The sequence below is a fragment of the Pollutimonas subterranea genome (assembly GCF_002849655.1).
Classification (GTDB): Bacteria; Pseudomonadota; Gammaproteobacteria; order Burkholderiales; family Burkholderiaceae_B; genus Pollutimonas; species Pollutimonas subterranea.
Map to the genome: position 1 here is coordinate 44,444 of NZ_PDNW01000003.1, position 24,963 is coordinate 69,406.

Sequence of the window (24,963 nt, forward strand, 5' to 3'; positions counted from 1 at the left end):
TCTATCCGGCATTTGAAGGAGTCTCCGTGGTTTCCGGACGGTGGTCATAGCCCCTATCCCGTTTTTGCAGCTCGCCTTCACTGGCTGGATAGGTGCGATCAAGACTCAGAAGGTAGTCCACCAGATCCAGTGCTTCTTCGCGTGCGACGACGACCCTGCCGCCCGAGGGCTGAAACTGGGCGGGCAATCGTACGACGACATCGTCTGGAGCCGCTTCGTCTTTCACCTCGAACATATACGGGTACGAGGGCATGAGGCTCCAGTCAAAAATTGCGCGTGGTTGGTACAGGTGAGTCAAGTGCCAGTCACGGCTTTTCATACGAGCCCCGATATTCAACAAGTCAGGACCAGTACGCATCGTGCCCAATAAGTGAGGGGCATCGTAGAAGTAATCGCCTGGGGTAGAGGCCCGTCCCCATCCCTGTGCGCCATCGAATAGCGTCTGTCCGGTGGAACGGGGCTGCTGGCTGTGACAGTAGATACATCCGTTGGCAACGTATTGCTGGCGCCCGAGGAGCTGCTGCTCGGTGTAAGGCTGCAGTCGTTGCGGTGGTTCCGCCGTACGCATCTGCCAAGCGGGCAGGATGACCAACATCAATGTGGCAAGTAGCAGGACGCCAATCGCGCCAATAAGGAGGGGCAACAGTTTATTCATGACGCTTCGGCAGGAGCAAAGGTATCAACAGCTTTACTGCGGCCTTCTTTTTGTAGCAGCAATAAGGCGAAATGGGCGGCAAAGACGAAGTGACCCAATGTCATCAGCGTGCCGCCAATGGAGCGGCCTTCAAGATAGGGCACCATCGTCTTCGTGATCTCGGCAAAGCTTGACCCAGGATCCATTAGGGCTGTGCCTTGGAGTATGCCCGCAGTGGTAAGTGATACGAAGTAGATGGCGAATCCGACCACCACAAGCCAGAAATGGGTTTGGATCAGCTTCGGGTACGGCCAGCGGCGGCCCAGAATGTGCGGCATCATGTAGTACACGGTGCCAAACAGCACCAGTGAGACGAAGGCGTAGGCGCCCAGGTGTGCGTGACCGACCGTATAGTGAGTGAAGTGGGTAATCGAATTCATAGACCGCAGTGCTTCGAGCGACCCCTGAAAAGACGACAGCGTATACATCAGTGCGCCAATCCATACAAAGCGCAAGGCCATTGATTGTTTGAACGCCCACATGTTGTTGGCTACGGTAACGTGCTGGTTGATTGCCACGGCAATTACGGGGACAAACATCATGATGCTATGAACAACAGACAACGTAACTGCCCACGTCGGAATCGGCCCGCCCATAAGGTGGTGAATGCCCACTTGGCTGTAGAACAGCGCCAGTCCCCAGAAACCTAGAAGCGAAACGCTATATGAGAAGACGGGCTTGCCGATTATTTTAGGGATGACGTAGTAGGCCGCCCCGACGCCGATTGGCGTGAGCCACAGTCCAAGCACGTTATGGGCAAACCACCAGTTCACGGTTGCCTGCTGTGCTCCCATATGTAGTCCCGGGATGTTCGCCACCAGAAAAAGAAACGGAAACCACACCATGCCAGCCAGAAAATACCAGCCTGAGACATAAATGTGACGGGATTTTCGACGTGCTGCCGTTTCAATAGCGGGCCAAGCCAGAAAGAAGCCGCCCGCTGCGAGCAATATATCGATCTGCCACGGAAACTCCAGCCACTCGATGCCGTCCGACCAGCCACTGGCGATGGCTAATGTGCCGCCGAGTACGCCCAGCGTCCATAGAAAGGCGCCGAGATACGCCATATTGGGGCGGCGTAAGGGTGTATGGAAAATGCGGGGCAGAACCCATAGCGCCACGCCTATACCAGTTACCGACAACCAGCCATAAGCAACGATGTTCAGGTGCAACGTTCGCGCCCGGCCAAATGTAATGGGCGCAATATCCGCGAGCCAATCGGGCCAGTGCAGTTTCAGTGACGCTATAACGCCGAATACAGAGCCAATCAACAACCACAGGATGCCGGCAGTTACCAACACCATGACCGGTCCTTTACCCGCGCGGTCAATGCCGGCTCTAAGCACATCAAAGCGGTGCGACTGTGCTTCGTTCTCACCGCCAAAGGACGCGCTGTCGTCCGGATGGCCAATTTCACCCTCCATAAAGATGGTGGACGCTTCAGCCTTACCAGCAAATATCAAATTGTTGGCGACTGCCCAGATAAGAATGCCCAGTGCGACCAGAGATGCGACAAAGCTTGTCGCTAACAATATTCCAAGTATTGGAGTCATAGCCTATTTGCTCGATGTTTCATGACAGCCGAGTCATCCCTTGTGCTGCAATGGGGCTTGCAGCACACTTGCCAAGCGGAACTTTGGTGGACGAAGCAGCGAAATTGTTGACACCTTAAGCAGTCAGGATTAAGGCAGGATTAAGAGATGTTCCGAGGAGGGTGGATCTGGAAAGCCTGATAAGATATTTGCTCTCGTTGCAATAGCTGCGAGGATTTTTAGGGCCGGCAGGTCAAGGAAAACAATATGCATGTTCTGCTCGTCGAAGACGACCCACTGGTGGCTAGCGGCATTGAAACCGGGTTGAAACTGCACGGTTTGACGATAGATCATGTCGGTACCGCCAGCCAGGCCGACACCGCTTTAGCGTTGTCGCATTTTGATGTTTGTATTCTGGATCTTGGACTACCCGATGAGGACGGCATGGAGCTGTTGCGCCGCTGGCGCGACCAAGGCCGTAACCTGCCCGTTCTCATCCTGACTGCCCGTGACGCGCTGAGCCATCGTATAGATGGATTGCTTGGCGGCGCCGATGACTATTTGATCAAGCCGTTCGACTTGGACGAGCTGCAAGCCCGTTTGCATGCCTTGACACGCCGGATGGCCGGTCGCAGTAAAGACTGTATCGAGCACGGAAGCTTGGTTTTTTGTTCTTCGACGGGCGAGGTGTGGCTCGATGATGCGCCCGTCACGCTGGCTCGTCGCGAGCTTTCTTTGTTACGTGCGCTATTGCAGAATCCTCGCGCTATTCTCAATACACAGCAACTTTGCGATAGCGTCTATGGCTACGAGCAAAATCTGGAAAGCAATGCGATCAACGTCCATATTTATCATCTGAGACGCAAGCTTGGGAACAATATCGTTCAGACGGTGCGGGGGCTTGGCTACCGACTCGGCTCCGCCGAGAAGGTAGAAGAACAATGAGTCTGCGCCTGCGGCTTTTGCTGATTATCGGTATTTCACTGTCGGTGCTGTGGGCTGCAGTGGCTGGCTGGATGTTCATGGATGCACGGCAATCCTTGCGCGACGCGCTAGACAATCGGTTGGCCGCCTCGGCTCGGATGGTGGCCGGGCTGGTCTCTCAGTTTCCCGAGCCCGGAGATATCGCTGCAAACAGCAGTAAACCGTTGGACGTCGTGGCGCGCGATGGGGTGGCTTGTGAAGTGAGCCTTGTGCGTGGCGAAGTGACGATCGAAACCGTCGCCCGTACAGCAGGCAGCCCCGACCTGACTCGGGCTACTCCGGGGTTTGGCACGCATGCATACGGAAATAAGCGTTGGCGAACTTATGTGCTGCGTCAAGGCAATATTCAGATTGCCACGGCGGACAGCATTGAAGTGCGAGAGGCCCTGGTTAAAGAGTTGGTGCTATCGGCGGGCTTGCCATTTGTTGTCGCTCTGTTTGGAACGCTGGTCCTGCTCTGGATTGGCATTACTCACGGGCTGGCTCCCGTGGAGCGTATTCGTCTTCTATTGGCGCGGCGCCGCCCGGGTGACGATAGTCCCTTGCCCAAAGTCAAGGCGCCGGTTGAGCTCCAGCCACTCCTGCATACTATCCAGCAGCTCCTTGAAAGATTGCAGGGCGCAATCGTGCGTGAACGCCGCTTCACTGATAGCGCCGCACATGAATTGCGCACACCTCTCACAGGCATTAAGACACACATTCAGGTCGCAAAGCTGGCATCGCAACGGCCCGAGGAAGGTGCAACGCTGGACGCTGCGTTGGTCAAAGCCGATCAGGGAGTGCAGCAGTTGCAGAATATTCTTCAACGTTTGCTCGAGCTGGCGCGGCTGGAGGGTCAGCCTGTTGAAATTGAGATCAGTGACCCGTTTGACGCCGTGTACGCTGCGATCGAGGCGGTGCAGCCTCTTTACGCCGATGCTACAAGCAGGGTAATCGTACAAGGCGCTGCTTATTCCCGCCCGGTACGTGTTGCACGGCCCCTCTTACTGGCAGCCCTTCAGAACCTGATTGATAATGCAATACGCTATGCGCCTGCAGACACGTCCATTACTATTCACATCGAAACGCAAAGCAATGACACTCTGCAGATCAGCGTACTTGATGAAGGACCAGGCCTGGATGCGGAAGGGCGGATTCAAGCGGTTAACCGGTTCTGGCGTGGAAATATAAAAATCCCGGGCTACGGTCTGGGTCTGTCGATTGTCGATGCCATTGCACGCCGACATGGCGGCACGCTTGAGCTTCTGGAGCGGGATGGCCCAGGCCTCGAGGCTAGGCTTGTGCTGCCTCTTGCACTCAAAACTACGGCTTCTTGATGCTCCGTCCCGCCGGGGCGAGCTTCCACCTTGCGAATATTGCTTCGCCTTAAGCTTCTCTTAATCCTACAGGTGCATTATCTACGGAAATCACTTGTAGGAGTTGAGCTTGTCTGTCTATCGGATCGCCCGTGCGGCTATTATCCTGTGCTGTTTTGCCATAGGGAGTGCCTCGGCAAGTAGCAGTCTATTCTCTTCGGGTAACGAGCCCGAATTTCTCGACCCTGCAGATGTCTTCACGTTGGAGCAAGTTCAACAGCAAGGAGACGAGTATGTGGTGCAAGGGCATGTTGCCGATCGCTACTATGTTTACCGTCATTCATTGAAGCTGGTCGACGCTCAAGAGAATGATGTCAAGTTGGCTATTCCTGCTGGAACCGCCAAGCACGACGAATTCTTTGGCGACACGGAAATCTATACAGGCAACACCGCCCGCATGCGTTTTCCCGCGATAGCGTCTGGTCCGCTGACGCTGCATTGGCAGGGGTGTGCGGAAGAGGGTATTTGCTATCCGCCGCAGACCATACAGATCAGCGCGGCAGCGGCAACCGCGGTTGTTGAGGGGCAGACGGACGCACAACCGCCTGAGGCATCGCCGTCTGAACTGGCCTTAGAGGGCGGGCGTGATTCGGCCGGCATGTCTTCGGGTGCTAGCGTTGGCGAGGATCAGGTGGCGGCTCAGCGGCTTGCGGCGCTGGGGCCTGTCGCCGGCACACTGCTGTTCTTCGGATTCGGCCTGCTGTTGGCCTTTACGCCTTGCACTTTGCCGATGATTCCCATCGTCTCCACCATGGTCGTTGGTAGCCAGGCCAAGCCGCGCCAGGCTTTTTTTCTATCTTCATCGTACATCCTGGCGATGGCTGGCACATACGCGGCGGTGGGGGTGGCGGCTGGCCTGGCGGGTGCCAATTTACAAGCCACGCTGCAGTCGCCATGGCTTCTCGGCTCTTTCGCCGCGCTGTTCCTCATCCTGGCCAGCTCACTATTCGGCCTATTCGAGTTGCGCTTGCCATCCGCCCTAATGAATCGCCTCCAGTCCACGGGGCCTACACGTTCAGGCGGTAGTGTCACAGGTGCGGCAGCGCTGGGTTTTCTGTCGGCTCTTTTGGTCGGCCCGTGCATGACGGCCCCCTTGGCAGGCGCGCTGTTGTATATCGGGCAGACGGGCAGTGCGGTCCAAGGCGGACTGGCCTTGTTTGCGCTGGGTCTGGGAATGGGCCTGCCGCTATTGGCTATTGCGGTGTTCGGCGCCCGTGTCCTGCCCAAGCCCGGCGCGTGGATGGATCGGGTACGCGTCGCCTTTGGCTACGTCATGGTGGGGATGGCGGTGATGATGTTGACGCGTTTCCTGACAGGCGCGATGAGTCTGTTGCTCTGGGGGGGCTGGATATTGTTAGTGGCAGTTGGTCTCGTCGCCTGGGCGCAAGCCGTGGCGGCCAGGCGACGGTTGGTGTGGGCCTTGCGTTCGGCGGCGGTATTCACCGGCCTGTGGTCCGTCTTGATGCTTGTGGGTGCCGCTTCAGGGGGCGATGCCATTTTGCAGCCCCTGACGCATCTGCGCGGTGCGCCGGTTGCGGCTGCGGCAACAGCAGAGGTCACCTATGTTCAGGCAAAATCGGTGACTGACGTCAATGCGCGTCTGGAGGAGGCGGCCGCGCGCGGCCAGTGGACACTGATCGACTTCTACGCCGACTGGTGCGTCAGTTGCCACGTGATCGAGCGCAACGTGTTCGGTGACGCCGTCGTTGCAGCACGGATGGCGAACATGCAAATCGTGCGGCCCGATGTGACGCGCAATGACGCGACAGATAAGGAGTTGCTCAAGCACTGGGGCGTCATGGGTCCGCCCACGCTCATACTGGTGGGGCCGGATGGTACGGAGCGCCGGGATCTGCGCGTGGTGGGCGAGATTAATGCGAGTGACTTTCTGGAGCGCCTAAACACGGCAGGTGTGTCATGATCGGTATAGGGCCATTCCCCATACATGTCTTCACTACCATCGCCGCTGTGCTGCTGGCTTGGATGACGGCGCGCATGGTGGCCCGACGGCTACCTGATGTGTCTTACAAGGCCGCCGGCTCAATGATTCTTGATGCCGTGGTTTGGGGGCTGTTGGCGGCCCGGCTGGCATATATCGCCCAATGGTGGGAGGAATACTCAGCCACGCCCATGTCCATGATCGCCATCGGCGATCGCGGATTTACGTGGTGGGCCGGTGTCTTGGTGGTGGTTGTCTACATCTGGCGGCGAACCCGCCTGACCCAGGCGTTGCGCGGTCCTGTGCTGGCAGGCGTCATGGCGGGTGTCGTCGCCTGGGTTGTCGCGGGTGGTGTGCTCGATCTGATGCAAGGCTCCGCGCCACCTTTACCAGACTTGCAGTTGGTTACGCTGGATCAAAGTCCCATTTCACTGAGTGAGTATGCGGGACGTCCGGTCGTGCTTAATCTTTGGGCGAGCTGGTGCCCGCCATGCCGCCGCGAGATGCCGGTATTCGAACAGGCCCAGACGGAATTTTCGGACGCTGCTTTCGTCATGATCAATCAAGGGGAAAGTGCGGAGCAGGCACAGGCCTTTCTTGAAAGCGAGAATCTGACTTTGACGGATGTGCTGCTCGATCCATCATCCAGCACCATGCAAGCAATGCGTTCACGCGGCTTACCAACGACCTTGTTTTTCGATGCGCAGGGGCGTTTGGTGGACTCGCATTTGGGCGAGATCACCATGCCCAGCCTTAAGGACAAGATGTCGCGTCGTTTCGACTTGCCCTCCGAATCCAGTACTGATAAGTGATAACCATGTTTACACAGTCTTTACGATTGTCCTTCATCGCCGTCTTCAGCCTTCTGCTGTTAACCGGCTGTAATCAAGCGGACAACTCTGAAAGTCCGTTAGCCACCCAGACACTAGAAGCCGACAAGATGGCGCAGCAGGCCGCGCCATCTTTGCCGGACTTGCAGTTGGTGACGCTGGAGGAGCGTCCTGCTCACTTGAGTTCGTATATGGGAACGCCGGTCGTGCTCAACCTTTGGGCCACCTGGTGCCCGCCATGCCGGCGCGAGATGCCGGTACTTGAGCAGGCCCAGACGGCGTTTCCCGACGTTGCCTTCGTCTTAATCAACCAAGGAGAAAGCGCGCAACAGGCCAAGATGTTTCTTGAGAGCGAAGGCCTGAATTTGACGGATGTCCTACTCGATCCATCGTCTGAGGCTATGCGGGAAATGCGTACAGGCGGCTTGCCCACGACTTTCTTTTTTGACGCACAGGGGCGCATGGTGGATTTACATTTAGGCGAGATCACCATGGCTGATCTTGAGGCCAAGATATCACGCCATTTTTGATTAATCATCGAACCCAATACGGATAAGGAATGACTATGTTTGCACAGCGTGTGCTCTTCTCTTTCATTACGGCGGCTCCTCTCATTCTGATGCCGAGCGGCGGTCAGGCCCAGGCTACGGACAAGCCGCCGGTTATCGAGGCGTTGGAAGACCAAGGTGTCACCTTCAAGCAGGAATTTGACGCGGGTGAAGGCGTGCGTGCCTTCGCCGGAATCGTGGGCGACAGTCCCATCGCGGTCTACGTTCTGGCGGATGGGAATGCAGTTTCGGGCACGCGCCTTAACGCCAAGGGCGAGCCGATTGACCACGCGACACTGCAGAGCTTGGTTGCCAAGCCGATCAGCGATCAGGCTTGGGCGGATCTCGAGTCGGCCACGTGGGTGTTGGATGGCAAGGCCGATGCGCCGCGCGTTATCTATACCTTTACCGATGCGAATTGCCCCTATTGTCACCTGTTCTGGGAGGCCGCGCGTCCTTGGGTGGATGCCGGAAAAGTCCAACTGCGCCACTTGTTAGTCGGGCTCATCAAGGAGGACAGTCCAACCAAAGCGGCGGCGATTCTCGGCGCGTCCGATCGATCAGCGGCGCTGCGAGAAAACGAAGTCAAGTACGACCAGGGCGGTATAACGCCCGCCAAGAGCGTTCCGGAGGATGTGCAGCGGACCCTCGACGATAACCAGATGCTCATGCTTTCCATGGGGTTTCGGGGCACGCCTGGCATCATCGTTCGGGATGGCGAGGGGCTGATCCAGAAATACAACGGCATGCCGCAGCAGGGCGTGCTGGCCGAAGTATTGGGCCCACGCTGATGGGCAGCCCGAATGCAGACGTGTGGAACTATTTGTCCATTGGCGATACATGATGCTTATTGGCGGATTGCTCGGCCTTGTAATTGGCGCTGTTCTGGGATTGACAGGGGCTGGAGGCGGCATCTTCGCCGTGCCAGCGCTGGTGTTTGGGCTTGGTATGGACATACGTGGAGCCACTCCCGTGGCGCTCATGGCCGTTGGCTCCGCAGCGATGCTTGGTGCATTGCAAGGGCTGCGCCAAGGTCTTGTCCGCTATAAGGCCGCTATTGTCCTGGCGGCAGCGGGTACCATCACTGCGCCGCTTGGCGTCAGGCTAGCTAACTGGCTTCCGTCCCGGTGGCTGAACTTGATCTTTGTCGTCGCCATGCTTGTGGTCGCCTACCGCATGTTCATGTCTTCACGTGGCGCCCGAAACGATGGTGAGTTGTCCGTGGCGCAATCTGGAGTTTGTAAAGTATCCAAGGATACTGGGCGCTTCATCTGGAACCTACGCACCGTGACAACGTTGGCCAGTATCGGAGCAGTCTCGGGTCTTTTCACCGGCATGTTGGGTGTTGGCGGTGGATTCATCATCGTCCCGGCGTTGGGGTACTTCAGCGAACTTCGTATGCACAGTATCGTCGCGACATCTTTGTTGGTGATTGCGCTACTGTCTGCCGTCACCGTCTTCATTACATTCGGCCAGAGCCTTTCGCTTACCGCTCCGACCTGGGCATTCTCGGCAGTCGCACTCGTGGGCATGGCGGTCGCTCGTTTTCTGGGAGCGAAGATTCCCTCAACAGCACTGCAACGAATTTTTGCGATCGCCTGCATCGTGGTGGCGATCATGATGCTCATGCGCAACATGGGATAACGGCTCATCGACCTGCGCATCATCACAAAGCGGCTCGGCGTGCTCAACAGTATGTTTTCTTTACTATGGATAGGAGTGATCAATGCAAACGAGGAAAGTAGATGTTGCCATCATTGGCGCAGGAACGGCGGGGATCTCCGCATTTCATGCGATCAAGGCTGCGGGTAGGCAGGTGGTACTGATTGATCGAGGGCCGTTGGGAACGACGTGCGCCCGTGTGGGGTGCATGCCGTCGAAGGCTGCCCTGCATGCGGGTATGCGCTGGCTGACCGCCAGACAACTGCCTGTGGGTGCCGCACTATCGGCGCAAGGACCACAGGCTTTGTGGGCGCACGCTCGTCAGACGCGGGACGCGTTGGCCAGCGGCGCTGCGGAACGTATACACAAGGCTGCGGGCGAGAGCTTGATCATGGCCGAAGCGCGTTTTGTCGCGCCTGGCATTCTGGAGGCGGGCAATCAACGCATCGAAGCTGATGCCTTCATTGTCGCGACAGGTTCCAGCCCGGTGGTGCCTCAAGCACTCAATGCTGTAACGTCTCGAATTTTGACTACCGACACGCTTTTTGAATTGGATATCCTGCCGAAACGACTGGGAATTGTGGGGTTGGGTGCAATCGGGCTTGAGCTTGGGTTAGCGCTGTCGCGTCTGGACGTGGAGGTGATAGCGGCCGATCAACTCTTCACTGTTGGAGGCATTGAGGATCCCGATGTTCAGAATAGGGCGATCTCAAGATTCATGGGTGAGTTGCCGATGTGGCTAGGTTCTTCTATTGATGTCAGTATGGCCGGGGAGGATGTGCTCATGCATACGGGCGAGCACAGCGCCATCGTTGACCATCTTTTGGTCGCCACGGGACGCACGCCCAATACGACTGCGCTAAATTTGGCCGCAGCAGGCGTTTCGTTGGATGATGCGGGTCGACCGAGCATCGACCCCATCACCATGCGCGCCTCAGACGCACCGATCTTCTTTGCGGGCGATGTGCAGCCGGATCGTCCTTTGATGCACGAGTCGGTGGACGAAGGCCGGATGGCAGCGCAAGCGGTCTTATCCAGTTTGTCCGGCGGGCCATGGCATGGAGCATCCCGGCGCGTGCCGATCTCCATTCTGTTCACTGATCCAGACATCTGCGAGGTAGGCTTGTCCTACGACGAGGCGATGCAGCGGGGCGCAGTTATCGGCGTGGCCGAAGGCGGTGGCAACGGGCGTTCCAAGATATTGGGAGCACCATATAACTTGCTACGAGTTTACGTCGCCCCGGACACAGGACGGTTACTTGGAGCCAGCATGTTCCTGACTAAGGGCGAGCATCTGGCGCATCAGGTCGCATGGGCGATCCAGGCAAAGCAGACCGTCAGCGACATGCTGGCGATGCCGTACTACCACCCATCCATCGAAGAAATGCTGCAGAGCGCTTTGATATCTGCCTCCCATCAGATTAATCCCTGAGACAACCAACCTTTACCCACTTACTCTTTCTGATCATGACACAAGACACGCAACACCAAGAACTGAAGGTAATTTTGCATGCACCGACGCCTGCAGCCCTTGAGCGAGCACGCAACAACGCGGCCAACCTCCGACGAGAGGTTCCCGAGGCGGACGTACGTATCATTGTCAATGCACAAGCCGTAGCTGAGGCGTTGGATGTGGCGCACCCGGACCTGGATGCGCTCACCTGGGTGTGTCCGAACACCTTGGCGAGGACAAACAGGAAGAACCGGGCACCGCTTCGCCTGCTGGACGGGGCTGCTGTTCTCGAGATTGCGCGCTTGCAGCAGGGAGGGTGGGGCTATATTCGATCATAGTCGCGATAATATCGAATTTGTACGTACAAGCAGGTTTGCCGCGTTGCTCATTGGCGGGCGTGTGATCTGATATGCGTGAAAGACACACCCGGGCTGATACGCACCGTACGCTGTGGCGTAAGCAGCGTTTACAGCAACCCGTCAGCATCTTTCTTCGCGTGTTAGTAGGAATGAGCGTAGCCGTTCGCCGCCCCACGCGTTTGCGTGCTACCGCAGCGCTGGCGCTGGCCGGCGGCGTACATGCCTTGGCATTCGCTGTCGACCCGTTGCCGTCTTGGTCATTGGCCATTGTACAAGTCCTAGCGCTAGCCGTGCTAATACGCGCCGCCCGCGATGCCGCGTGCGCCTGGCAGGCTTTCGTGCGTGGCTGGTGGTTCGGCCTGGTGAATTTCGGGGTCGGCTTGTACTGGCTCTTCATTAGTATGAACCACTATGGCGGACTCTCAGCTCCGCTGGCGGTTGCTGGCGTGGTCGCGCTATCGGGCTTCCTGGCGTTGTTCACCGCCATGGCCTGCGGGTTGTTCGCCTGGTTGCGCCCCGCCTCTATTCGGGGAGCGTCGCTGGTTCAGGGGCTGGCTTGGTCGGGGGCCTGGGCGAGCATGGAGTGGCTACGCGGCGTGCTGTTCTCAGGCTTTCCGTGGTTGAATATCGGCTATGGCCATGTCGACGGCCCTCTAGCTGGATGGGCGCCGCTCCTGGGCGTGCACGGAATGGCGCTGCTGGCCGCATTTGCTGCGGCCGCCGTGGCTGCCTTGCGTCTGCCTCCCTCCGCTTCGACGCGCTCCACCGCTCCCGCGGTCACCATGGCGTTCGCCCTGGTTGCAGCAGGCGGGCTGCTTTCTCCTATCGATTGGTCGTCTAACGACGGAAAGCCGCTGAACATACGTCTGGTACAGGGCAATATTGAGCAGTCGCAGAAGTTTGATCCGGCATTGCTGGAACAGGGCATCATCAGCCACCTGCGCCTCGCGGCGCAGCCGCATGGCCCCGACGAGCCTCCTCCAGACCTGATCGTGCTGCCCGAGACAGCGCTGCCGGTATTTCAGGACCAGCTTGATTCGGATGTTTGGGAAGCTTGGCGCGGCGTAGCCCAGAGCCAGGGTAGCCCCATCGTTATGGGGCTACCCCTGCGCACTATGGAGTCGGACGACAGGCAGCGGTATACCAATAGTGCCATCAGCTTTGACGCCAATACACCGGTACAGCAACTCACCGCCGGAACTATGCCGCAACGCTACGATAAGCGCCACTTGGTGCCCTGGGGCGAATATGTACCGTCTGGCTTTGAGTGGTTCGTCCAGATGTTGGACATGCCGCTGGGCGAATTCGATCGTGGCCCCGTTCGTCAGACCCCATTCGAGGTGAGCGGGCAGCACTTGGCTCTCAACATTTGCTACGAGGATGTGTTTGGTTCCGAGCTGCTCCCAGCGCTGCTACCTGGCACTGACCACGGCTCGAGCGCGAGCATTTTGATTAACTTGAGCAATCTTGGCTGGTTCGGTGATACATGGGCGCTCCGCCAGCATCTACAGATTGGCCGACTGCGCAGCATCGAGACAGCTCGCCCCATGGTGACTTCCACCAATACCGGCATTACGGCCTCCATTGATCCCCATGGTCGGGTGATGGCCGCACTGCCGCCACACCAAGCGGGAGTGCTACCGGTCACCGTACAAGGTATGGCTGGCTTGACACCGTATACGCGCTTCGGCGATGTGCCGGTGCTGCTGCTGTCTGGCGCGTTTCTCATCATCGCTGCATGGTACCGCTTTAGGCGTGGCTCTTCCAGCGAAACAGCAATTCGGCAGTTCAAGGAATGACAGATTTTTTGACCTTTCCGTGATGGAAAAGTCTCAGGCGTCTGGTGTCGACGCCTGCTACCGACCATAGGCTTGGTAAAGCTATTGCATAGGGAGGTTTGTAATGGAACTTCGTCATCTACGTTGCTTTCTGGCGGTTGCCGAAGAACTCCACTTCGCCCGCGCCGCCGAGCGGCTGCACATCGAGCAGTCGCCGCTGTCGCGGGCCATCAAAGAGCTGGAAGAGGAACTGGGTGTGTCGCTGTTTGCACGCACGACACGCAGTACCCGACTGACCCGTGCGGGCACGCTGTTCTTGGAGCATGTGCCCCGGGTTTTCGCGGCACTTGAGCAAACGCGTGACAGCGTAAGGGCTGCGGCCAATGGTTTTCATGGTCAGCTACGCATTGCCTTGTCCGACGGCATTTCGCCGTCGCGCCTGCCCGCTTTGTTGGCACAGTGCCGTCTGGACGAACCCGAGGTCGATATTCGTTTGTTCGAGGTGCCACTGTCGCAGCAGCTCAAGGGTCTGAATGATGACCTGTACGACGTGGGTTTCGCGCAGTCAGACGAAGTGGGTGATGGCATCCTCGCTAAGCCGGTCTGGCGTGATCCGCTGATGGTCGTGGTGCCCGCTCGGCATCCGATCCTAAGCCACAAACGCATTCCACTGGACGAGGTGCTGCGGTATCCATTGGTGATGTGTGATCCAGTGGTATGCGAAGGTCATGCGCGTCAGATCGCCCGCGTGTTACGGGCCGTGGATGTAGAGCCATTGGTGGCCGAACAGGTCACGTCTTTGGACTTGATGATGGCACTGGTGTCGGCAGGTTTTGCCCTGGGACTAGCGGGTGCCTCGCAAATTGCCGCCAACCGTGAACCGGGCATTGTGGCGCGACCGCTGGCTGGAGGTTTGCCGATGTTGACTACCTATCTGTTGCGCCTAGATGGTGAGCCTTTCGAAACCTTGGCCCGCTTCATTGAGCGGGTCGGCGGCATCGAGTCACCCGCCGACAGCAAGCACGCCATACCTGCCCGACCTGATACCCTGTAGGAAATCGAGTCATGAAGAAAATCATACTGCTTTTGTTCACCGCAATGCTGGGGGCCTGCGGCCCATCCGAACCGACCGCCACTGAGACGGTGGAGTCGCTGGTATCAAATCCCGAGCGATTAAAGGAGCTGCGCCAGCAGTGCAAGCTGGAGCGCGCAAAGCTGGGCGACGAGCTATGCAACCGAGTGGCACAAGCCACCCGTAAGCGGTTTTATGGCGACGGCAAGGTGCCGTACACGCCATCGGATAAGCCACCAAAATTCTGATTGTTGGCAGTTAGCCTCACATTTCCTGTTTTCTCGTCCAACACGCCGCAACGCGCCTTCGCAGGCGGCGTTTTTCTTGTGTTCGCCCCTGCGCGAATTCATGCGTTTTTCTCGACCTTTGTCCTGATAACGGTCTTTGACCGGCACTGACCCGGCACCGATCCTGACCTTTGCGGCACGTGGTTGTGCCGTCTTTCAGCGCAGTGTTGCGCAGAAGAAATCGGAGGCCGGGAATGCAAGGGACGAACGTGCTGTTCGGGCAGATCGCCGTGGTATTCGGCATCGTGATCGCCGGTGTGTGGAGCGCCACACAATGGACAGCCGCCGCCCTGGGCTATCAGCTACGCCTGGGTTCGCCCTGGTTCGATTTCTTCGGTACGCCGGTCTATCACCCCTGGAAGCTGTTCGAGTGGTGGTTTTTCTTCGATGCCTATGCGTCGCAGGTGTTTGATATTGGCGGTGCCATCGCTGGCGGCAGCGGCATGGTGGCCGTGGTGGTCGCCATTACCATGTCCGTATGGCGTTCGCGCCAGTCCAAACTGGTTACTACCTACGGATCCGCCCGTTGGGCCGATGCCGTTGAAATCCGCAAGGCCGGGTTGCTCAACCCGGCAGGCGTTTTCCTCGGCCTGTATGACGATCAGTACCTGCGCCACGAAGGCCCAGAACACATCCTGACCTTCGCACCCACGCGTTCGGGCAAAGGTGTAGGGCTGGTGGTGCCCACCTTGTTGAGCTGGCCCGCGTCTGCCGTCATTCACGACATCAAGGGCGAGAACTGGGCCATCACCGCCGGCTGGCGCTCGCGTTTCTCGTACTGCCTGCTGTTCAACCCCACCGACCCTCAGTCCGCCGCCTACAACCCTTTGCTGGAAGTACGGCGTGGCACGCATGAAGTGCGCGACGTGCAGAACATCGCCGACATCCTGGTCGATCCTGAAGGTGCGCTGGAAAAGCGCAATCACTGGGAGAAAACCTCGCACGCGCTGCTGGTCGGCGCCATCCTGCATGTGCTGTACGCGATTGAGGACAAGACGCTGCGCGGCGTCGCCAACTTCCTGTCCGACCCGGCGTGTCCGTTCGAGTTGACGTTGCACCGGATGATGACCACCCGCCATCTGGGCGAGAGCGTCCATCCTGTTGTCGCATCGGCCGCCCGTGAAGTGCTCAACAAGAGTGATAACGAACGCTCGGGAGTGCTGTCCACGGCCATGTCCTTTCTGGGTCTGTACCGCGATCCCACAGTGGCTGAAGTCACCTCGCGCTGCAATTGGCGCATTGCCGATCTGATTTCTTCTGAGCACCCAGTGTCGCTGTACCTGGTGGTGCCGCCCTCGGACATCAGCCGCACCAAGCCACTGATTCGGCTGATCCTCAATCAGATCGGGCGTCGTTTGACGGAATCGCTCGACGGTTCCGACGGGATTGAGCGCCGCCACAAGCTGCTGCTGATGCTCGATGAGTTCCCGGCGCTGGGCCGGCTGGACTTCTTCGAGACAGCGCTGGCCTTCATGGCCGGCTACGGCATCCGCAGCTTCCTGATCTCGCAGTCGTTGAATCAAATCGACAAGGCTTACGGCCAGAACCATTCGATTCTGGACAACTGCCATGTGCGCGTGACCTTCGCCACCAATGATGAGCGCACCGCCAAGCGGATTTCCGAAACGCTGGGTACCGCCACCGAACTGCGCGCGCAGCGTAACTATGCCGGCCACCGGCTCGCGCCGTGGTTGGGCCATCTGATGGTGTCGCGTCAGGAAACGGCGCGCCCGTTGCTCACGCCCGGCGAAGTGATGCAACTGCCCACGGATGAGTCGGTGGTGATGGTGTCGGGCCATGCACCGATTAAGGCCGAAAAGCTGCGCTATTACCTGGACGTCAATTTCAAGCGACGGGTACTGTCGCCGCCGATGCTAGCTGACGGTGGCTATGCCGATATGCCTCCTGCCCGGCCCGATGACTGGAGCGGACTGGCGGTTCCTGCCGTGCCTGCCACCGCGGCTACCGTATCCGCCGATGGCGTGGGCAACGCCGATGATGGTGGCCCGCGCCAGCAGCCCGAATTTTCTGAAGTCGCCGCCTACGGTCCCGAGCCCGAATACCCAGTCAGCGACCTGTCGCTGCTCGATGACGACGTGCCGCCCATTTTCCCCAGCCAGCTCGATCCGACCCTGCAACGCACGGCCCGGCTGGCGTCCCTCGACCCTGACGACGGAATCCAGCTATGAGCCAATACCGCTTGAACCTCTTTATTCAACCCGAACACGCCAAACGGCTCGATGAACTGGCCGCCAAGAAAGGCGTCTCGAAATCGAGCATCGTTGCCGCCGCTTTGGCGTCCTGGCTGTCCCCGGACGCTGGCGACCAGCGCGAGGCGGCCATCGCCAAGCGGCTGGATAGCCTGTCGCGTCAGACCGAGCGCCTGGAGCGCGACCAGAACATCCAGATCGAAACCCTGGCGCTGTTTATCCGCTACTACCTGACCGTCAGCACGCCGGTGCCAGAAGCCCACCAGGACGCTGCCCGTGCTCACGGCAAGGTGCGTTTCGAACAGTTCGTTGAACAGCTTGGCCGCCATCTGCTGCGCGGCCGCAGTCTGGTGCGCGACGTGGTGGAGGAGCTGCACCCCGACCCGATGCGCATGGATGACGCCGCACTGTCGGCTGAAGCCAGAGAGCGTAGCTCATGAACGCCGTACCGCAGTTGCCGCCCGAGCCGCGCTCATCCGCTGCGACGTCACTGGATCGCCGCATTCAGATGCTGCGCACGGCGATGGGGCCATTGATCGCCGCCGCGCTGGAAGACCCGGACGTGGTGGAAATCATGCTTAACCCTGACCGCACGCTTTGGGTGGATCGGCTGTCATCGGGCCGTGCGCCGCTGGGCGTGGAACTGTCCGAGGCCGATGGCGAACGCATCATCCGACTGGTGGCCGCCCACGTCGGCGCGGAAGTGCATCGTGGTCAGCCGCTGCTGAGCGCGGAGCTACCAGAAACGGGCGAACGTTTCGAGGGCATCCTGCCTCCGGCTGCACCGGGGCCGGCCTTCGCATTACGCAAACGCGCCGTGGGCGTGATTCCGCTGGAGCGCTACGTCACTGACGGGATGATGACCGCCGAGCACGCGGACTTTTTGGTGCGCGCTGTGCATGAGCGGCAGAACATCCTGATTGCCGGTGGTACCAGCACCGGCAAGACCACGCTGGCGAATGCTTTGTTAGCCGAAATCGCCGCCACGGGCGACCGCGTGCTGGTGCTCGAAGACACCATCGAACTGCAATGCACGGCGCGCGACCATGTGCCGCTGCGCACCCGTGCCGGGGTCGTGACTATGCAGGAACTCGTGCGCGCCACGATGCGCCTGCGCCCGGATAGGGTAGTCGTCGGCGAGGTGCGTGGCGGGGAGGCGCTGGATCTCATCAAAGTCTGGGGCACCGGCCACCCTGGTGGGATTGCCACCATCCACGCCAGTTCCGCGCTGGGCGCGTTGCTGCGCCTGGAGCAACTGATTCTCGAAGTCGCCGTGAACCCGCCTCGGTCGCTGATCGCCGAGGCGGTAAATGTCGTGGTCTACATCGCCGGACGCGGCCGCAAGCGCCGCATCGACACCATAGCCCATGTCGTTGGCTTCGACGGTGCGGGCTACCGACTGGCGGATGCGCTGGAAGCGCCGTTTCCCGAATTGCCACCTGTTTCAGATCTTCCTGCCTCAACTCCCACCACTCTGGAGAATAGCCATGACGCCCGTTGATGCTTTCCGTATTTCCGCCAATCCGCTTTTCAACTTGGTACGGCTGCGCTGTCTGGCCCGTCCTGCTGGACAGGGACTGTTGCTGGCCGCTTTGATACTGCTATTGGCCAGCACGGCGCACGCCGCCGGTTCCAGCATGCCTTGGGAAGGGCCGTTGGAGTCCATCCTCGACTCCATCCAGGGGCCGGTGGCACGCATCGTGGCGGTCATCATCATTATTTCTACTGGGCTGGCACTGGCTTTTGGGGATACATCAGGAGGCTTTCGCAAGCTGATCCAGATCGTCTTCGGCCTGTCGATCGCCTTTGCCGCCTCCTCATTCTTCCTGTCGTTCTTCAGCTTCTCCGGCGGAGCCATCGTATGAGTACGCCGGAGGAATTTGCTGCCGGCTTTGAAGTGCCGCTGCATCGCTCGCTGACCGAGCCGATTTTGCTGGGCGGCGCGCCGCGCACGGTGGCCATTGTCAACGGCACGCTGGCCGCCGCCGTGGGGCTGGGCCTGCAACTGTGGATTCCGGGCGTTGTGTTGTGGATCGTCGGCCATTGCCTGGCGGTCTGGGGCGCACGGCTCGATCCCCAGTTCATGGCCGTGTTCGCCCGGCACATCAAGCACAAACCCCTGTTGGACGTATGAGGAGAATGCCATGTTGAATCTTGCCGAATACCGCCAGCGTCCCGCGCTGCTGGCCGACTGGCTGCCCTGGGCCGGGCTGATCGCGCCCGGTGTGGTGCTCAATAAAGATGGGGCGTTTCAGCGCACGGCGCGTTTTCGTGGGCCGGACCTGGATAGCGCCACGCAAGGCGAACTGATCGCCACCTCCGCACGCTTGAACAATGCGCTGCGCCGCCTGGGTTCGGGCTGGGCGCTGTTCGTGGACGCCAAGCGTCTGCCTGCGGCGGACTATCCCCACTCGGATTTTCCGGAAAGCCTGTCCTGGCTGGTCGATCAGGAGCGCCGCGCCGCGTTTGATCAAGCGCATAGCCACTTCGAGAGTAGCTATCACTTGACCTTGATGTATTTGCCGGCTGAGGAAGCCCGCGCCCGTGCGGCGGGCTGGCTCTACGAGAATCGGCCATCGCAAGGCGTGGACTGGCGCGGGCGGCTGGACGCCTTCGTCTCGGAGACGGATCGCGTCTTTGACCTGCTCGATGGTGTCATGCCGGAAATTGCCTGGGTGGACGACAGCCAGACGCTGACCTATCTGCATGGCACCGTCTCGACGCGCCGCTATGGCGTGGGCGTGCCGCAAGTGCCGTTTCACCTGGATGCGCTGCTGGCCGATTGCGCGCTGGTGGGCGGCCTGGCGCCGACGCTGGGCGAGGCGCATCTGCGCGTGGCCTCGGTGCGCGGCTTTCCAACCTCCACCTGGCCGGGGATTCTGGATGACCTGAACCGCTTGGGCTTTGCCTACCGCTGGAGCACGCGCTTTCTGTGCATGGACAAAGCCGAGGCCGAAAAGGAGCTTGTCCGCCTGCGCCGTCAGTGGTTCGCCAAGCGCAAGAACGTGGTCGCGCTGCTGCGGGAAACGATTTTTCAGCAGGAGTCGCCGCTGGTCGATACCGACGCAAGCAACAAGGCCGCCGATGCCGATGCCGCCTTGCAAGAGCTGGGCAGCGATCACGTCGCCTTCGGCTATGTCACCACCACCGTGACGGTGCTCGATGCCGACCCCGTCGTGGCCGACGAGAAGCTGCGCAGGGTGGAGCGCGTCATCCAGGGGCGCGGCTTTGTCACCATTCCCGAAACGCTGAACGCGGTGGATGCGTGGCTGTCGTCCATCCCCGGCAATGCCTACGCCAATGTACGGCAACCCATTGTGTCGACATTAAACCTGGCGCACATGATGCCGGTCTCGGCGGTGTGGGCCGGCCCCCAGAGGAACGACCACCTGGATGGCCCGCCGCTGATTGTCACGCGCACCGAAGGCGCGACACCCTTTCGGCTGGTCACGCACATCGGCGACGTGGGCCACACCCTGGTCGCCGGACCGACCGGCATGGGCAAGTCGGTCTTGCTCGCCGTCCTGGTTAAGCAGTTTCGTCGCTACCCTGGCTCGCGCGTGTTTGCCTTTGATATGGGCCGCTCGATGCGCGCCACCATCTTGGGTCTGGGTGGCGAGCACTACGACCTGGGCGCCGATGGCGGCATGGCTTTCCAGCCGCTCGCCCGCATCGACCAGGAAGGCTACCGCACCTGGGCGGCGGAATGGGTTGAAGGCCGCTTGCTGCATGAAGGCGTGGCCGCGAGCCCCGATGACAAGGCCGCCATTTGGTCCGCGCTGGGCAGTCTGGCCGGTGCGCCGGTCGAGCAGCGCACCATGACGGGCTTGTCCGTACTGCTGCAATCGAACGCCCTGCGCCAGGCGCTGGCGCCTTACGTGCTGGGTGGCGCGCACGGCAAGCTGCTGGATGCCGATCATGATCGGCTGGGCAAGGCCGACGTGCAATGTTTCGAGATGGAAGAGCTGATGCACAGTCCGGCTGCCGTGCAGGCGGTGCTGCGCTATCTCTTCGCCCGGTTCGATGAGCGTTTCGACGGTGCGCCCACGCTCTTGATTCTGGACGAGGCGTGGCTGTTTCTGGATGAGCCGGCGTTTGCCGCACGCATCCGGCAATGGCTCAAAACCCTGCGCAAGAAAAACGTCTCCGTGATTTTTGCCACGCAGTCGTTGGCCGACATCAAGGATTCAAGTATTGCGCCGGCCATCATCGAGAGCTGTGCCAGCCGCATCTTCCTGCCCAACCCGCAGGCGACCGAACCGCAGATTCGCACGATCTACGCGGGCTTTGGCCTGAACAGCCGGCAGATCGAGATTGTCGCGACCGCTGTCCCGAAGCGCGATTACTACTACCAATCTCGCCTGGGCAACCGCTTGTTCGATCTTGACCTGGGACCGGCCACGCTCGCCTTTGCGGGCGCGTCCACCCCGCAAGACCAGCGCGACATTGACCGCATCCTGCTGGATGCCGGCGTGCCCGGCTTCGCGGGCGCTTGGCTACGCCATCGCGGCCTGGACTGGGCGGCCGATCTGCTGCCGTCATTTCCCGGCTTGGCCACTGCTTCCTCTTTGCCCCCTTCATCACCGGAGAACCTGTCATGAAAACCCGCACGCTATCGCTGTCGCTTGCCTCCGTGCTCACGGCGTCCTTGCTGGCCGCGTCGCCCGCCTGGGCGTGGAAAACCGTCTTTGATCCGTCCAACTACACGCAGAACACGCTGACCGCCGTTCGCACGCTGCAGCAGATCAACAACCAGATCAACCAGCTTCAGAACGAGGCGCAGATGCTGATGAACCAGGCGCGCAACCTGACGAGCCTGGACTTTAATGTCGTCAACCGCTTGCGCACCACGCTGGCCACCAGTGAACGGCTGATTGGCCAAGCGCAGGGGCTGACGTTTGATGTGGCGCACATGGACCAGGCGTTTGCGCGCCTGTACCCCGATCAGTACGCCGCCACCGTCAGCGGCGATCAGATGGCACAGGACGCGCGCGCACGTTGGCAAAACACGCTGGACGGCCTGCACACCGCGATGCGCATGCAGGCGCAAGCCTCGCAAAACCTGCGCGACGACGAAAGCGCGCTGGCCGATCTGGTGGGCCAGAGCCAGTCCGCGACCGGCGCGTTGCAAGCCGCGCAAGCCACGAACCAGCTTCTGGCCTTGCAAGCCAAGCAGGCCATCCAGGCCCAGCAGCTTCAGATTACCCAGGATAGGGCGGCGGCGCTGGAACTGGCGCGCCAGGCGGCGTCTACCGAACGCGCCCGCGAAGTGCGGCGCCGCTTCCGTGGGGATGGGACGCCCTACACGCCGCATGCCGTGCAGTTCTACGGTCATTAAGGGGAACCGGCCATGAACGACGTGTCGGTCATCGACCGCTTTCTGGATACCTTCTCACGCTATATCGATTCCGGTTTCGGTTTGCTGCAAGGCGAAGTGGCGTTTCTGACCGCCACGCTGATCGTTATCGACATGACGATGGCCGGGCTGTTCTGGGCGATGAGCCACGCCAGCGGCCAAGGCGACGATGTGATCGCCAAGCTGCTGCGCAAGGTGCTTTACGTCGGGGCGTTTGCCTACATTATCGGCAACTTCAATTGGTTGGCCGGCATCGTGTTTCGCTCGTTTGCGGGGCTGGGCCTGACGGCCACCGGCTCGACACTGAGCATGGACAGTTTCCTTCAGCCCGGAGGCCTGGCCAAGATCGGGATGGATGCGGGCGCGCCCATTCTGGAGCAGATCGGCGACATGGCGGGTTTTCCCGAGGTGTTCACCAACATTGACCCCATCGTGGTGCTGTTCCTGGCCTGGCTGGTGGTGATCCTGAGCTTTTTTGCGTTGGCGGTGCAGCTGTTCATCACGCTCATCGAATTCAAGCTGACGACCTTGGCCGGCTTCGTGTTGATTCCCTTTGCGCTGTGGAACAAGACCTCGTTTCTGGCCGAGAAGGTATTGGGCAACGTCGTGTCGTCCGGCGTCAAGGTCTTAGTGCTGGCGGTGATCGTGGGCATAGGCTCGGGGCTGTTTGCCGAGTTCCAGACGGTGCCCGACGAGCCCTCCATCGACCATGCACTGGTGATCATGCTGGCGTCGCTTGCCTTGCTCGCGCTGGGGATCTTCGGGCCAGGCATCGCCACCGGGCTGATTTCCGGCGGGCCGCAGTTGGGCGCCGGCGCGATGGCGGGGGCTGCCATCGGGGTCGCCGCCATCGGCGCGGCGGCCACAGGCGTGGGCGGTGCAGTCATGGCTGGCGCGCGTATGGGGCCGGGGGCCGCCCGCATGGCCGCCGGTGCGGCGCCAGGCGTCGGCTCAACCGCGGGCAGTGCCCGGGCGGCGTTTCAGACAGGCTCTGCTGCCAGCGGTGGCTTTCAGGGCGCCGGTGTCGCATCGGGCGCTGCCGAGGCTGCCGGCCCCGGTGCGCAACCGGCCTGGGCCAAGCGCCTGCATCGCAGACAACAACTGACGCAAGCCGCCACGACCGCCGCCCACACGCTGCGCGGTGGTGACGGCGGCGGCGCGGGCCAAGGCCCGAGCCTGCGTGATTCCGATTCATAAGGGGAGCCCTCATGCGTTTTAAACGACCGCTGGTACGTTATGCCGAATCGCCGCAGCCGGCGACACCTTACCAATCCGCCGCCCAGGTCTGGGACGACCGCATCGGCTCGGCGCGCGTGCAAGCGAAGAACTGGCGGCTGATGGCCTTTGGTTGCTTGCTGCTGGCCCTACTCATGGCCGGCGGCCTGGTGTGGCGCTCGATGCAATCGACCATCGTTCCCTATGTCGTCGAGATCGATAGCCTGGGCAACACGCGGGCGGTTGGCAAAGCCACCGAACCCTACAATCCGAAGGAAGCGGACATCGTTGTGCATCTTGAACGCTTCATCAAGCTGGTGCGCTCCCTGTCGCTCGACCCTGTCGTCGTCCGAGAAAACTGGTTCGAAGCCTACAACTACGCGACGGATCGCGGCGCCGCCGTGCTCAATGAGTACGCGCGGCAGAACCGTCCTTTCTCAAGAGTGGGCAAGGAGTCCGTGTCTGTGGAGGTCTATAGCGTCGTTCGAGCCAGTGACATGACCTTCAACATCCGCTGGATTGAACGGCATTACGCCAACGGTGCGCTTTCGTCCACCCAGCGCTGGTCTGCCGTCATCACGCTGGTCCATAAGGCGCCGAAGAAGGAGGACGAACTGAGAAAGAATGCCTTGAGCCTGTATGTGCATGGCTTGTCTTGGAGTCGAGATTTGATCGTATCGGAAGGAGTCCAACCATGATTGCTGTCTCCCGCTTTTGCGCGTTGCCATTGACCCTGATCGTCTTATCGGGCTGCGCCACCCACGGCAAGCCGCCACCGGCCATTTCGCTCGATGAGCCGGTGCGGGCCGAACGGCTGCCCGAGCCGCCCAGCCCGGTCGAAGTGATTGCCGTACCCGAGCCCTTGGCGCTGCCGGCGCAATTAAAACCCTTGCCTGGCGTGGATGACGCCCAGCCCACACCGGAACCGGCGGATGAAACCGTGCGGGTCTCCCGCGCCAATGCCCAGGCACGGGTCGCACCCACCCGCGAGGGCTACGTCAACGCCATTCAGGTTTGGCCCTACAGCGACGGGGCGTTGTATCAGCTCTATACGGGCGTCGGGCGCGTGACGGTGATCGCGCTGCAACCTGGCGAGGAACTGGTGACGGTCGCCGCCGGCGATACCGTGCGCTGGATCGTGGGCGACACCTCCAGCGGCAGCGGCGCGGAGTTGCGCGTCAATGTGCTGGTCAAGCCCATCCGCTCAGGCCTGAAGACCAACTTGGTCATCACCACCAGCCGGCGCACCTACCTGCTGGAACTGACTTCGACCGAAAAAACATGGATGGCGTCGGCGTCCTGGGAGTACCCGAAAGATCGGATGCTGGCCTTGCAGCGTCAGAATCAGGCCGCGCAAGCCGCTGCGCCCGTCGATACAGGACTTGCCCTGGAAAAGCTGCGCTTTCGCTACGTGGTCAGCGGCAGCCATCCGCCCTGGAAGCCGCTACGCGCCTTTGATGATGGGCACAAGGTCTACATCCAGTTTCCCGCCGGCATCGCCCAAGGCGAGCTGCCGCCGCTCTTCGTGATCGGCGCTGAAGGCGACGGCCAACTGGTGAACTACCGTTTCCGTTCGCCGTACTACATCGTGGATCGGCTCTTCGGCGCGGCCGAGTTGCGCCTGGGCGGTGATCGGGGCGACGTGGTGCGTATCGAGCGTACCGATGGCGTGACGCGGAGGCACTGAGC

Annotated in this window: 24 protein-coding genes; 22 read left to right on the forward strand and 2 right to left on the reverse strand. The window is 60.4% G+C overall.

Annotated elements, in window-relative coordinates; translation table 11 throughout:
* Window position 1: 1 nt before the first annotated feature.
* Entirely contained in the window at window positions 2-655 is a 654-nt protein-coding gene (locus CR159_RS04525) for a cbb3-type cytochrome c oxidase subunit II (RefSeq protein ID WP_102072829.1), read from the reverse strand.
* Entirely contained in the window at window positions 652-2,247 is a 1,596-nt protein-coding gene (locus tag CR159_RS04530) for a cbb3-type cytochrome c oxidase subunit I (RefSeq protein WP_102072830.1), read from the reverse strand. The genes CR159_RS04525 and CR159_RS04530 overlap by 4 nt, the downstream gene beginning before the upstream one ends.
* A gap of 246 nt (window positions 2,248-2,493) precedes the next feature.
* Here CR159_RS04530 and CR159_RS04535 point away from each other — a divergent pair, with 246 nt between their 5' ends.
* The 22 genes from CR159_RS04535 to trbG all read left to right on the forward strand — a co-directional run bounded on the left by CR159_RS04535 (window position 2,494) and on the right by trbG (window position 24,961).
* Window positions 2,494-3,171, forward strand: a complete 678-nt coding sequence (locus CR159_RS04535; protein WP_102072831.1) for a response regulator — start codon at window positions 2,494-2,496, stop codon at window positions 3,169-3,171.
* On the forward strand, window positions 3,168-4,526 hold the full coding sequence (locus tag CR159_RS04540) for a sensor histidine kinase (protein ID WP_102072832.1): 1,359 nt from the start codon (window positions 3,168-3,170) through the stop codon (window positions 4,524-4,526). Before CR159_RS04535 ends, CR159_RS04540 begins: the two co-directional genes overlap by 4 nt.
* 109 nt (window positions 4,527-4,635) lie before the next feature.
* Window positions 4,636-6,486 carry a protein-disulfide reductase DsbD gene (gene dsbD / locus CR159_RS04545; protein WP_102072833.1) on the forward strand — a complete coding sequence of 617 codons (1,851 nt, stop codon included), beginning with the start codon at window positions 4,636-4,638 and terminating at the stop codon, window positions 6,484-6,486.
* Window positions 6,483-7,316 (forward strand): TlpA disulfide reductase family protein, encoded by an 834-nt coding sequence (locus tag CR159_RS04550; protein ID WP_102072834.1) that lies wholly within the window; start codon window positions 6,483-6,485, stop codon window positions 7,314-7,316. The genes dsbD and CR159_RS04550 overlap by 4 nt, the downstream gene beginning before the upstream one ends.
* Before the next feature lie 5 nt (window positions 7,317-7,321).
* Window positions 7,322-7,864 carry a TlpA family protein disulfide reductase gene (locus CR159_RS04555; RefSeq protein ID WP_102072835.1) on the forward strand — a complete coding sequence of 181 codons (543 nt, stop codon included), beginning with the start codon at window positions 7,322-7,324 and terminating at the stop codon, window positions 7,862-7,864.
* A 35-nt stretch (window positions 7,865-7,899) separates the two neighbouring features.
* Window positions 7,900-8,673, forward strand: a complete 774-nt coding sequence (dsbG, locus tag CR159_RS04560; RefSeq protein ID WP_102072836.1) for a thiol:disulfide interchange protein DsbG — start codon at window positions 7,900-7,902, stop codon at window positions 8,671-8,673.
* A 49-nt stretch (window positions 8,674-8,722) separates the two neighbouring features.
* A complete protein-coding gene (locus tag CR159_RS04565) occupies window positions 8,723-9,526 on the forward strand; it encodes a sulfite exporter TauE/SafE family protein (protein WP_102072837.1) in 804 nt (267 codons plus the stop codon).
* 82 nt (window positions 9,527-9,608) lie between these two features.
* Complete coding sequence (locus CR159_RS04570) at window positions 9,609-10,976, forward strand: dihydrolipoyl dehydrogenase (protein WP_102072838.1); 1,368 nt, start codon at window positions 9,609-9,611, stop codon at window positions 10,974-10,976.
* Between the two features lie 35 nt (window positions 10,977-11,011).
* Window positions 11,012-11,335 (forward strand): DsrE family protein, encoded by a 324-nt coding sequence (locus CR159_RS04575; RefSeq protein ID WP_102072839.1) that lies wholly within the window; start codon window positions 11,012-11,014, stop codon window positions 11,333-11,335.
* Between the two features lie 170 nt (window positions 11,336-11,505).
* Window positions 11,506-13,155, forward strand: coding sequence for an apolipoprotein N-acyltransferase (gene lnt / locus CR159_RS04580; RefSeq protein WP_102072840.1), 1,650 nt, complete (start codon window positions 11,506-11,508; stop codon window positions 13,153-13,155).
* A gap of 103 nt (window positions 13,156-13,258) precedes the next feature.
* Window positions 13,259-14,188: a LysR family transcriptional regulator gene (locus tag CR159_RS04585; protein ID WP_102072841.1), complete on the forward strand. Its 930-nt coding sequence runs from the start codon at window positions 13,259-13,261 to the stop codon at window positions 14,186-14,188.
* Between the two features lie 11 nt (window positions 14,189-14,199).
* Entirely contained in the window at window positions 14,200-14,454 is a 255-nt protein-coding gene (locus CR159_RS04590; RefSeq protein ID WP_102072842.1) for an EexN family lipoprotein, read from the forward strand.
* A 233-nt stretch (window positions 14,455-14,687) separates the two neighbouring features.
* On the forward strand, window positions 14,688-16,682 hold the full coding sequence (locus tag CR159_RS04595) for a conjugal transfer protein TraG (protein ID WP_102072843.1): 1,995 nt from the start codon (window positions 14,688-14,690) through the stop codon (window positions 16,680-16,682).
* Window positions 16,679-17,143, forward strand: a complete 465-nt coding sequence (locus CR159_RS04600) for a ribbon-helix-helix protein, CopG family (protein ID WP_102072844.1) — start codon at window positions 16,679-16,681, stop codon at window positions 17,141-17,143. The genes CR159_RS04595 and CR159_RS04600 overlap by 4 nt, the downstream gene beginning before the upstream one ends.
* On the forward strand, window positions 17,140-18,204 hold the full coding sequence (gene trbB / locus CR159_RS04605) for a P-type conjugative transfer ATPase TrbB (protein ID WP_102072845.1): 1,065 nt from the start codon (window positions 17,140-17,142) through the stop codon (window positions 18,202-18,204). Before CR159_RS04600 ends, trbB begins: the two co-directional genes overlap by 4 nt.
* Window positions 18,191-18,568 (forward strand): TrbC/VirB2 family type IV secretion system protein, encoded by a 378-nt coding sequence (locus CR159_RS04610; RefSeq protein WP_102072846.1) that lies wholly within the window; start codon window positions 18,191-18,193, stop codon window positions 18,566-18,568. The genes trbB and CR159_RS04610 overlap by 14 nt, the downstream gene beginning before the upstream one ends.
* Window positions 18,565-18,837 (forward strand): VirB3 family type IV secretion system protein, encoded by a 273-nt coding sequence (locus CR159_RS04615; RefSeq protein WP_102072847.1) that lies wholly within the window; start codon window positions 18,565-18,567, stop codon window positions 18,835-18,837. Before CR159_RS04610 ends, CR159_RS04615 begins: the two co-directional genes overlap by 4 nt.
* Before the next feature lie 10 nt (window positions 18,838-18,847).
* On the forward strand, window positions 18,848-21,304 hold the full coding sequence (gene trbE / locus CR159_RS04620) for a conjugal transfer protein TrbE (protein ID WP_102072848.1): 2,457 nt from the start codon (window positions 18,848-18,850) through the stop codon (window positions 21,302-21,304).
* A complete protein-coding gene (gene trbJ / locus CR159_RS04625; protein ID WP_102072849.1) occupies window positions 21,301-22,041 on the forward strand; it encodes a P-type conjugative transfer protein TrbJ in 741 nt (246 codons plus the stop codon). The genes trbE and trbJ overlap by 4 nt, the downstream gene beginning before the upstream one ends.
* A gap of 12 nt (window positions 22,042-22,053) precedes the next feature.
* Window positions 22,054-23,256, forward strand: coding sequence for a P-type conjugative transfer protein TrbL (gene trbL / locus CR159_RS04630; RefSeq protein ID WP_102072850.1), 1,203 nt, complete (start codon window positions 22,054-22,056; stop codon window positions 23,254-23,256).
* Between the two features lie 11 nt (window positions 23,257-23,267).
* A complete protein-coding gene (gene trbF / locus CR159_RS04635) occupies window positions 23,268-23,972 on the forward strand; it encodes a conjugal transfer protein TrbF (RefSeq protein WP_102072851.1) in 705 nt (234 codons plus the stop codon).
* Entirely contained in the window at window positions 23,969-24,961 is a 993-nt protein-coding gene (trbG, locus tag CR159_RS04640; protein WP_102072852.1) for a P-type conjugative transfer protein TrbG, read from the forward strand. The genes trbF and trbG overlap by 4 nt, the downstream gene beginning before the upstream one ends.
* Window positions 24,962-24,963: the final 2 nt, after the last annotated feature.

Excerpts from the sequence above, each read along its gene's own strand:
- CR159_RS04525 (WP_102072829.1), bottom strand. The coding sequence starts at position 655 with ATGAATAAACTGTTGCCCCTCCTTATTGGCGCGATTGGCGTCCTGCTA.
- CR159_RS04530 (WP_102072830.1), bottom strand. The coding sequence starts at position 2,247 with ATGACTCCAATACTTGGAATATTGTTAGCGACAAGCTTTGTCGCATCT.
- CR159_RS04535 (WP_102072831.1), top strand. The coding sequence starts at position 2,494 with ATGCATGTTCTGCTCGTCGAAGACGACCCACTGGTGGCTAGCGGCATT.
- CR159_RS04540 (WP_102072832.1), top strand. The coding sequence starts at position 3,168 with ATGAGTCTGCGCCTGCGGCTTTTGCTGATTATCGGTATTTCACTGTCG.
- CR159_RS04550 (WP_102072834.1), top strand. The coding sequence starts at position 6,483 with ATGATCGGTATAGGGCCATTCCCCATACATGTCTTCACTACCATCGCC.
- CR159_RS04555 (WP_102072835.1), top strand. The coding sequence starts at position 7,322 with ATGTTTACACAGTCTTTACGATTGTCCTTCATCGCCGTCTTCAGCCTT.
- dsbG (WP_102072836.1), top strand. The coding sequence starts at position 7,900 with ATGTTTGCACAGCGTGTGCTCTTCTCTTTCATTACGGCGGCTCCTCTC.
- CR159_RS04565 (WP_102072837.1), top strand. The coding sequence starts at position 8,723 with ATGATGCTTATTGGCGGATTGCTCGGCCTTGTAATTGGCGCTGTTCTG.
- CR159_RS04570 (WP_102072838.1), top strand. The coding sequence starts at position 9,609 with ATGCAAACGAGGAAAGTAGATGTTGCCATCATTGGCGCAGGAACGGCG.
- CR159_RS04575 (WP_102072839.1), top strand. The coding sequence starts at position 11,012 with ATGACACAAGACACGCAACACCAAGAACTGAAGGTAATTTTGCATGCA.
- lnt (WP_102072840.1), top strand. The coding sequence starts at position 11,506 with ATGAGCGTAGCCGTTCGCCGCCCCACGCGTTTGCGTGCTACCGCAGCG.
- CR159_RS04585 (WP_102072841.1), top strand. The coding sequence starts at position 13,259 with ATGGAACTTCGTCATCTACGTTGCTTTCTGGCGGTTGCCGAAGAACTC.
- CR159_RS04590 (WP_102072842.1), top strand. The coding sequence starts at position 14,200 with ATGAAGAAAATCATACTGCTTTTGTTCACCGCAATGCTGGGGGCCTGC.
- CR159_RS04595 (WP_102072843.1), top strand. The coding sequence starts at position 14,688 with ATGCAAGGGACGAACGTGCTGTTCGGGCAGATCGCCGTGGTATTCGGC.
- CR159_RS04600 (WP_102072844.1), top strand. The coding sequence starts at position 16,679 with ATGAGCCAATACCGCTTGAACCTCTTTATTCAACCCGAACACGCCAAA.
- trbB (WP_102072845.1), top strand. The coding sequence starts at position 17,140 with ATGAACGCCGTACCGCAGTTGCCGCCCGAGCCGCGCTCATCCGCTGCG.
- CR159_RS04610 (WP_102072846.1), top strand. The coding sequence starts at position 18,191 with ATGACGCCCGTTGATGCTTTCCGTATTTCCGCCAATCCGCTTTTCAAC.
- CR159_RS04615 (WP_102072847.1), top strand. The coding sequence starts at position 18,565 with ATGAGTACGCCGGAGGAATTTGCTGCCGGCTTTGAAGTGCCGCTGCAT.
- trbE (WP_102072848.1), top strand. The coding sequence starts at position 18,848 with ATGTTGAATCTTGCCGAATACCGCCAGCGTCCCGCGCTGCTGGCCGAC.
- trbJ (WP_102072849.1), top strand. The coding sequence starts at position 21,301 with ATGAAAACCCGCACGCTATCGCTGTCGCTTGCCTCCGTGCTCACGGCG.
- trbL (WP_102072850.1), top strand. The coding sequence starts at position 22,054 with ATGAACGACGTGTCGGTCATCGACCGCTTTCTGGATACCTTCTCACGC.
- trbF (WP_102072851.1), top strand. The coding sequence starts at position 23,268 with ATGCGTTTTAAACGACCGCTGGTACGTTATGCCGAATCGCCGCAGCCG.
- trbG (WP_102072852.1), top strand. The coding sequence starts at position 23,969 with ATGATTGCTGTCTCCCGCTTTTGCGCGTTGCCATTGACCCTGATCGTC.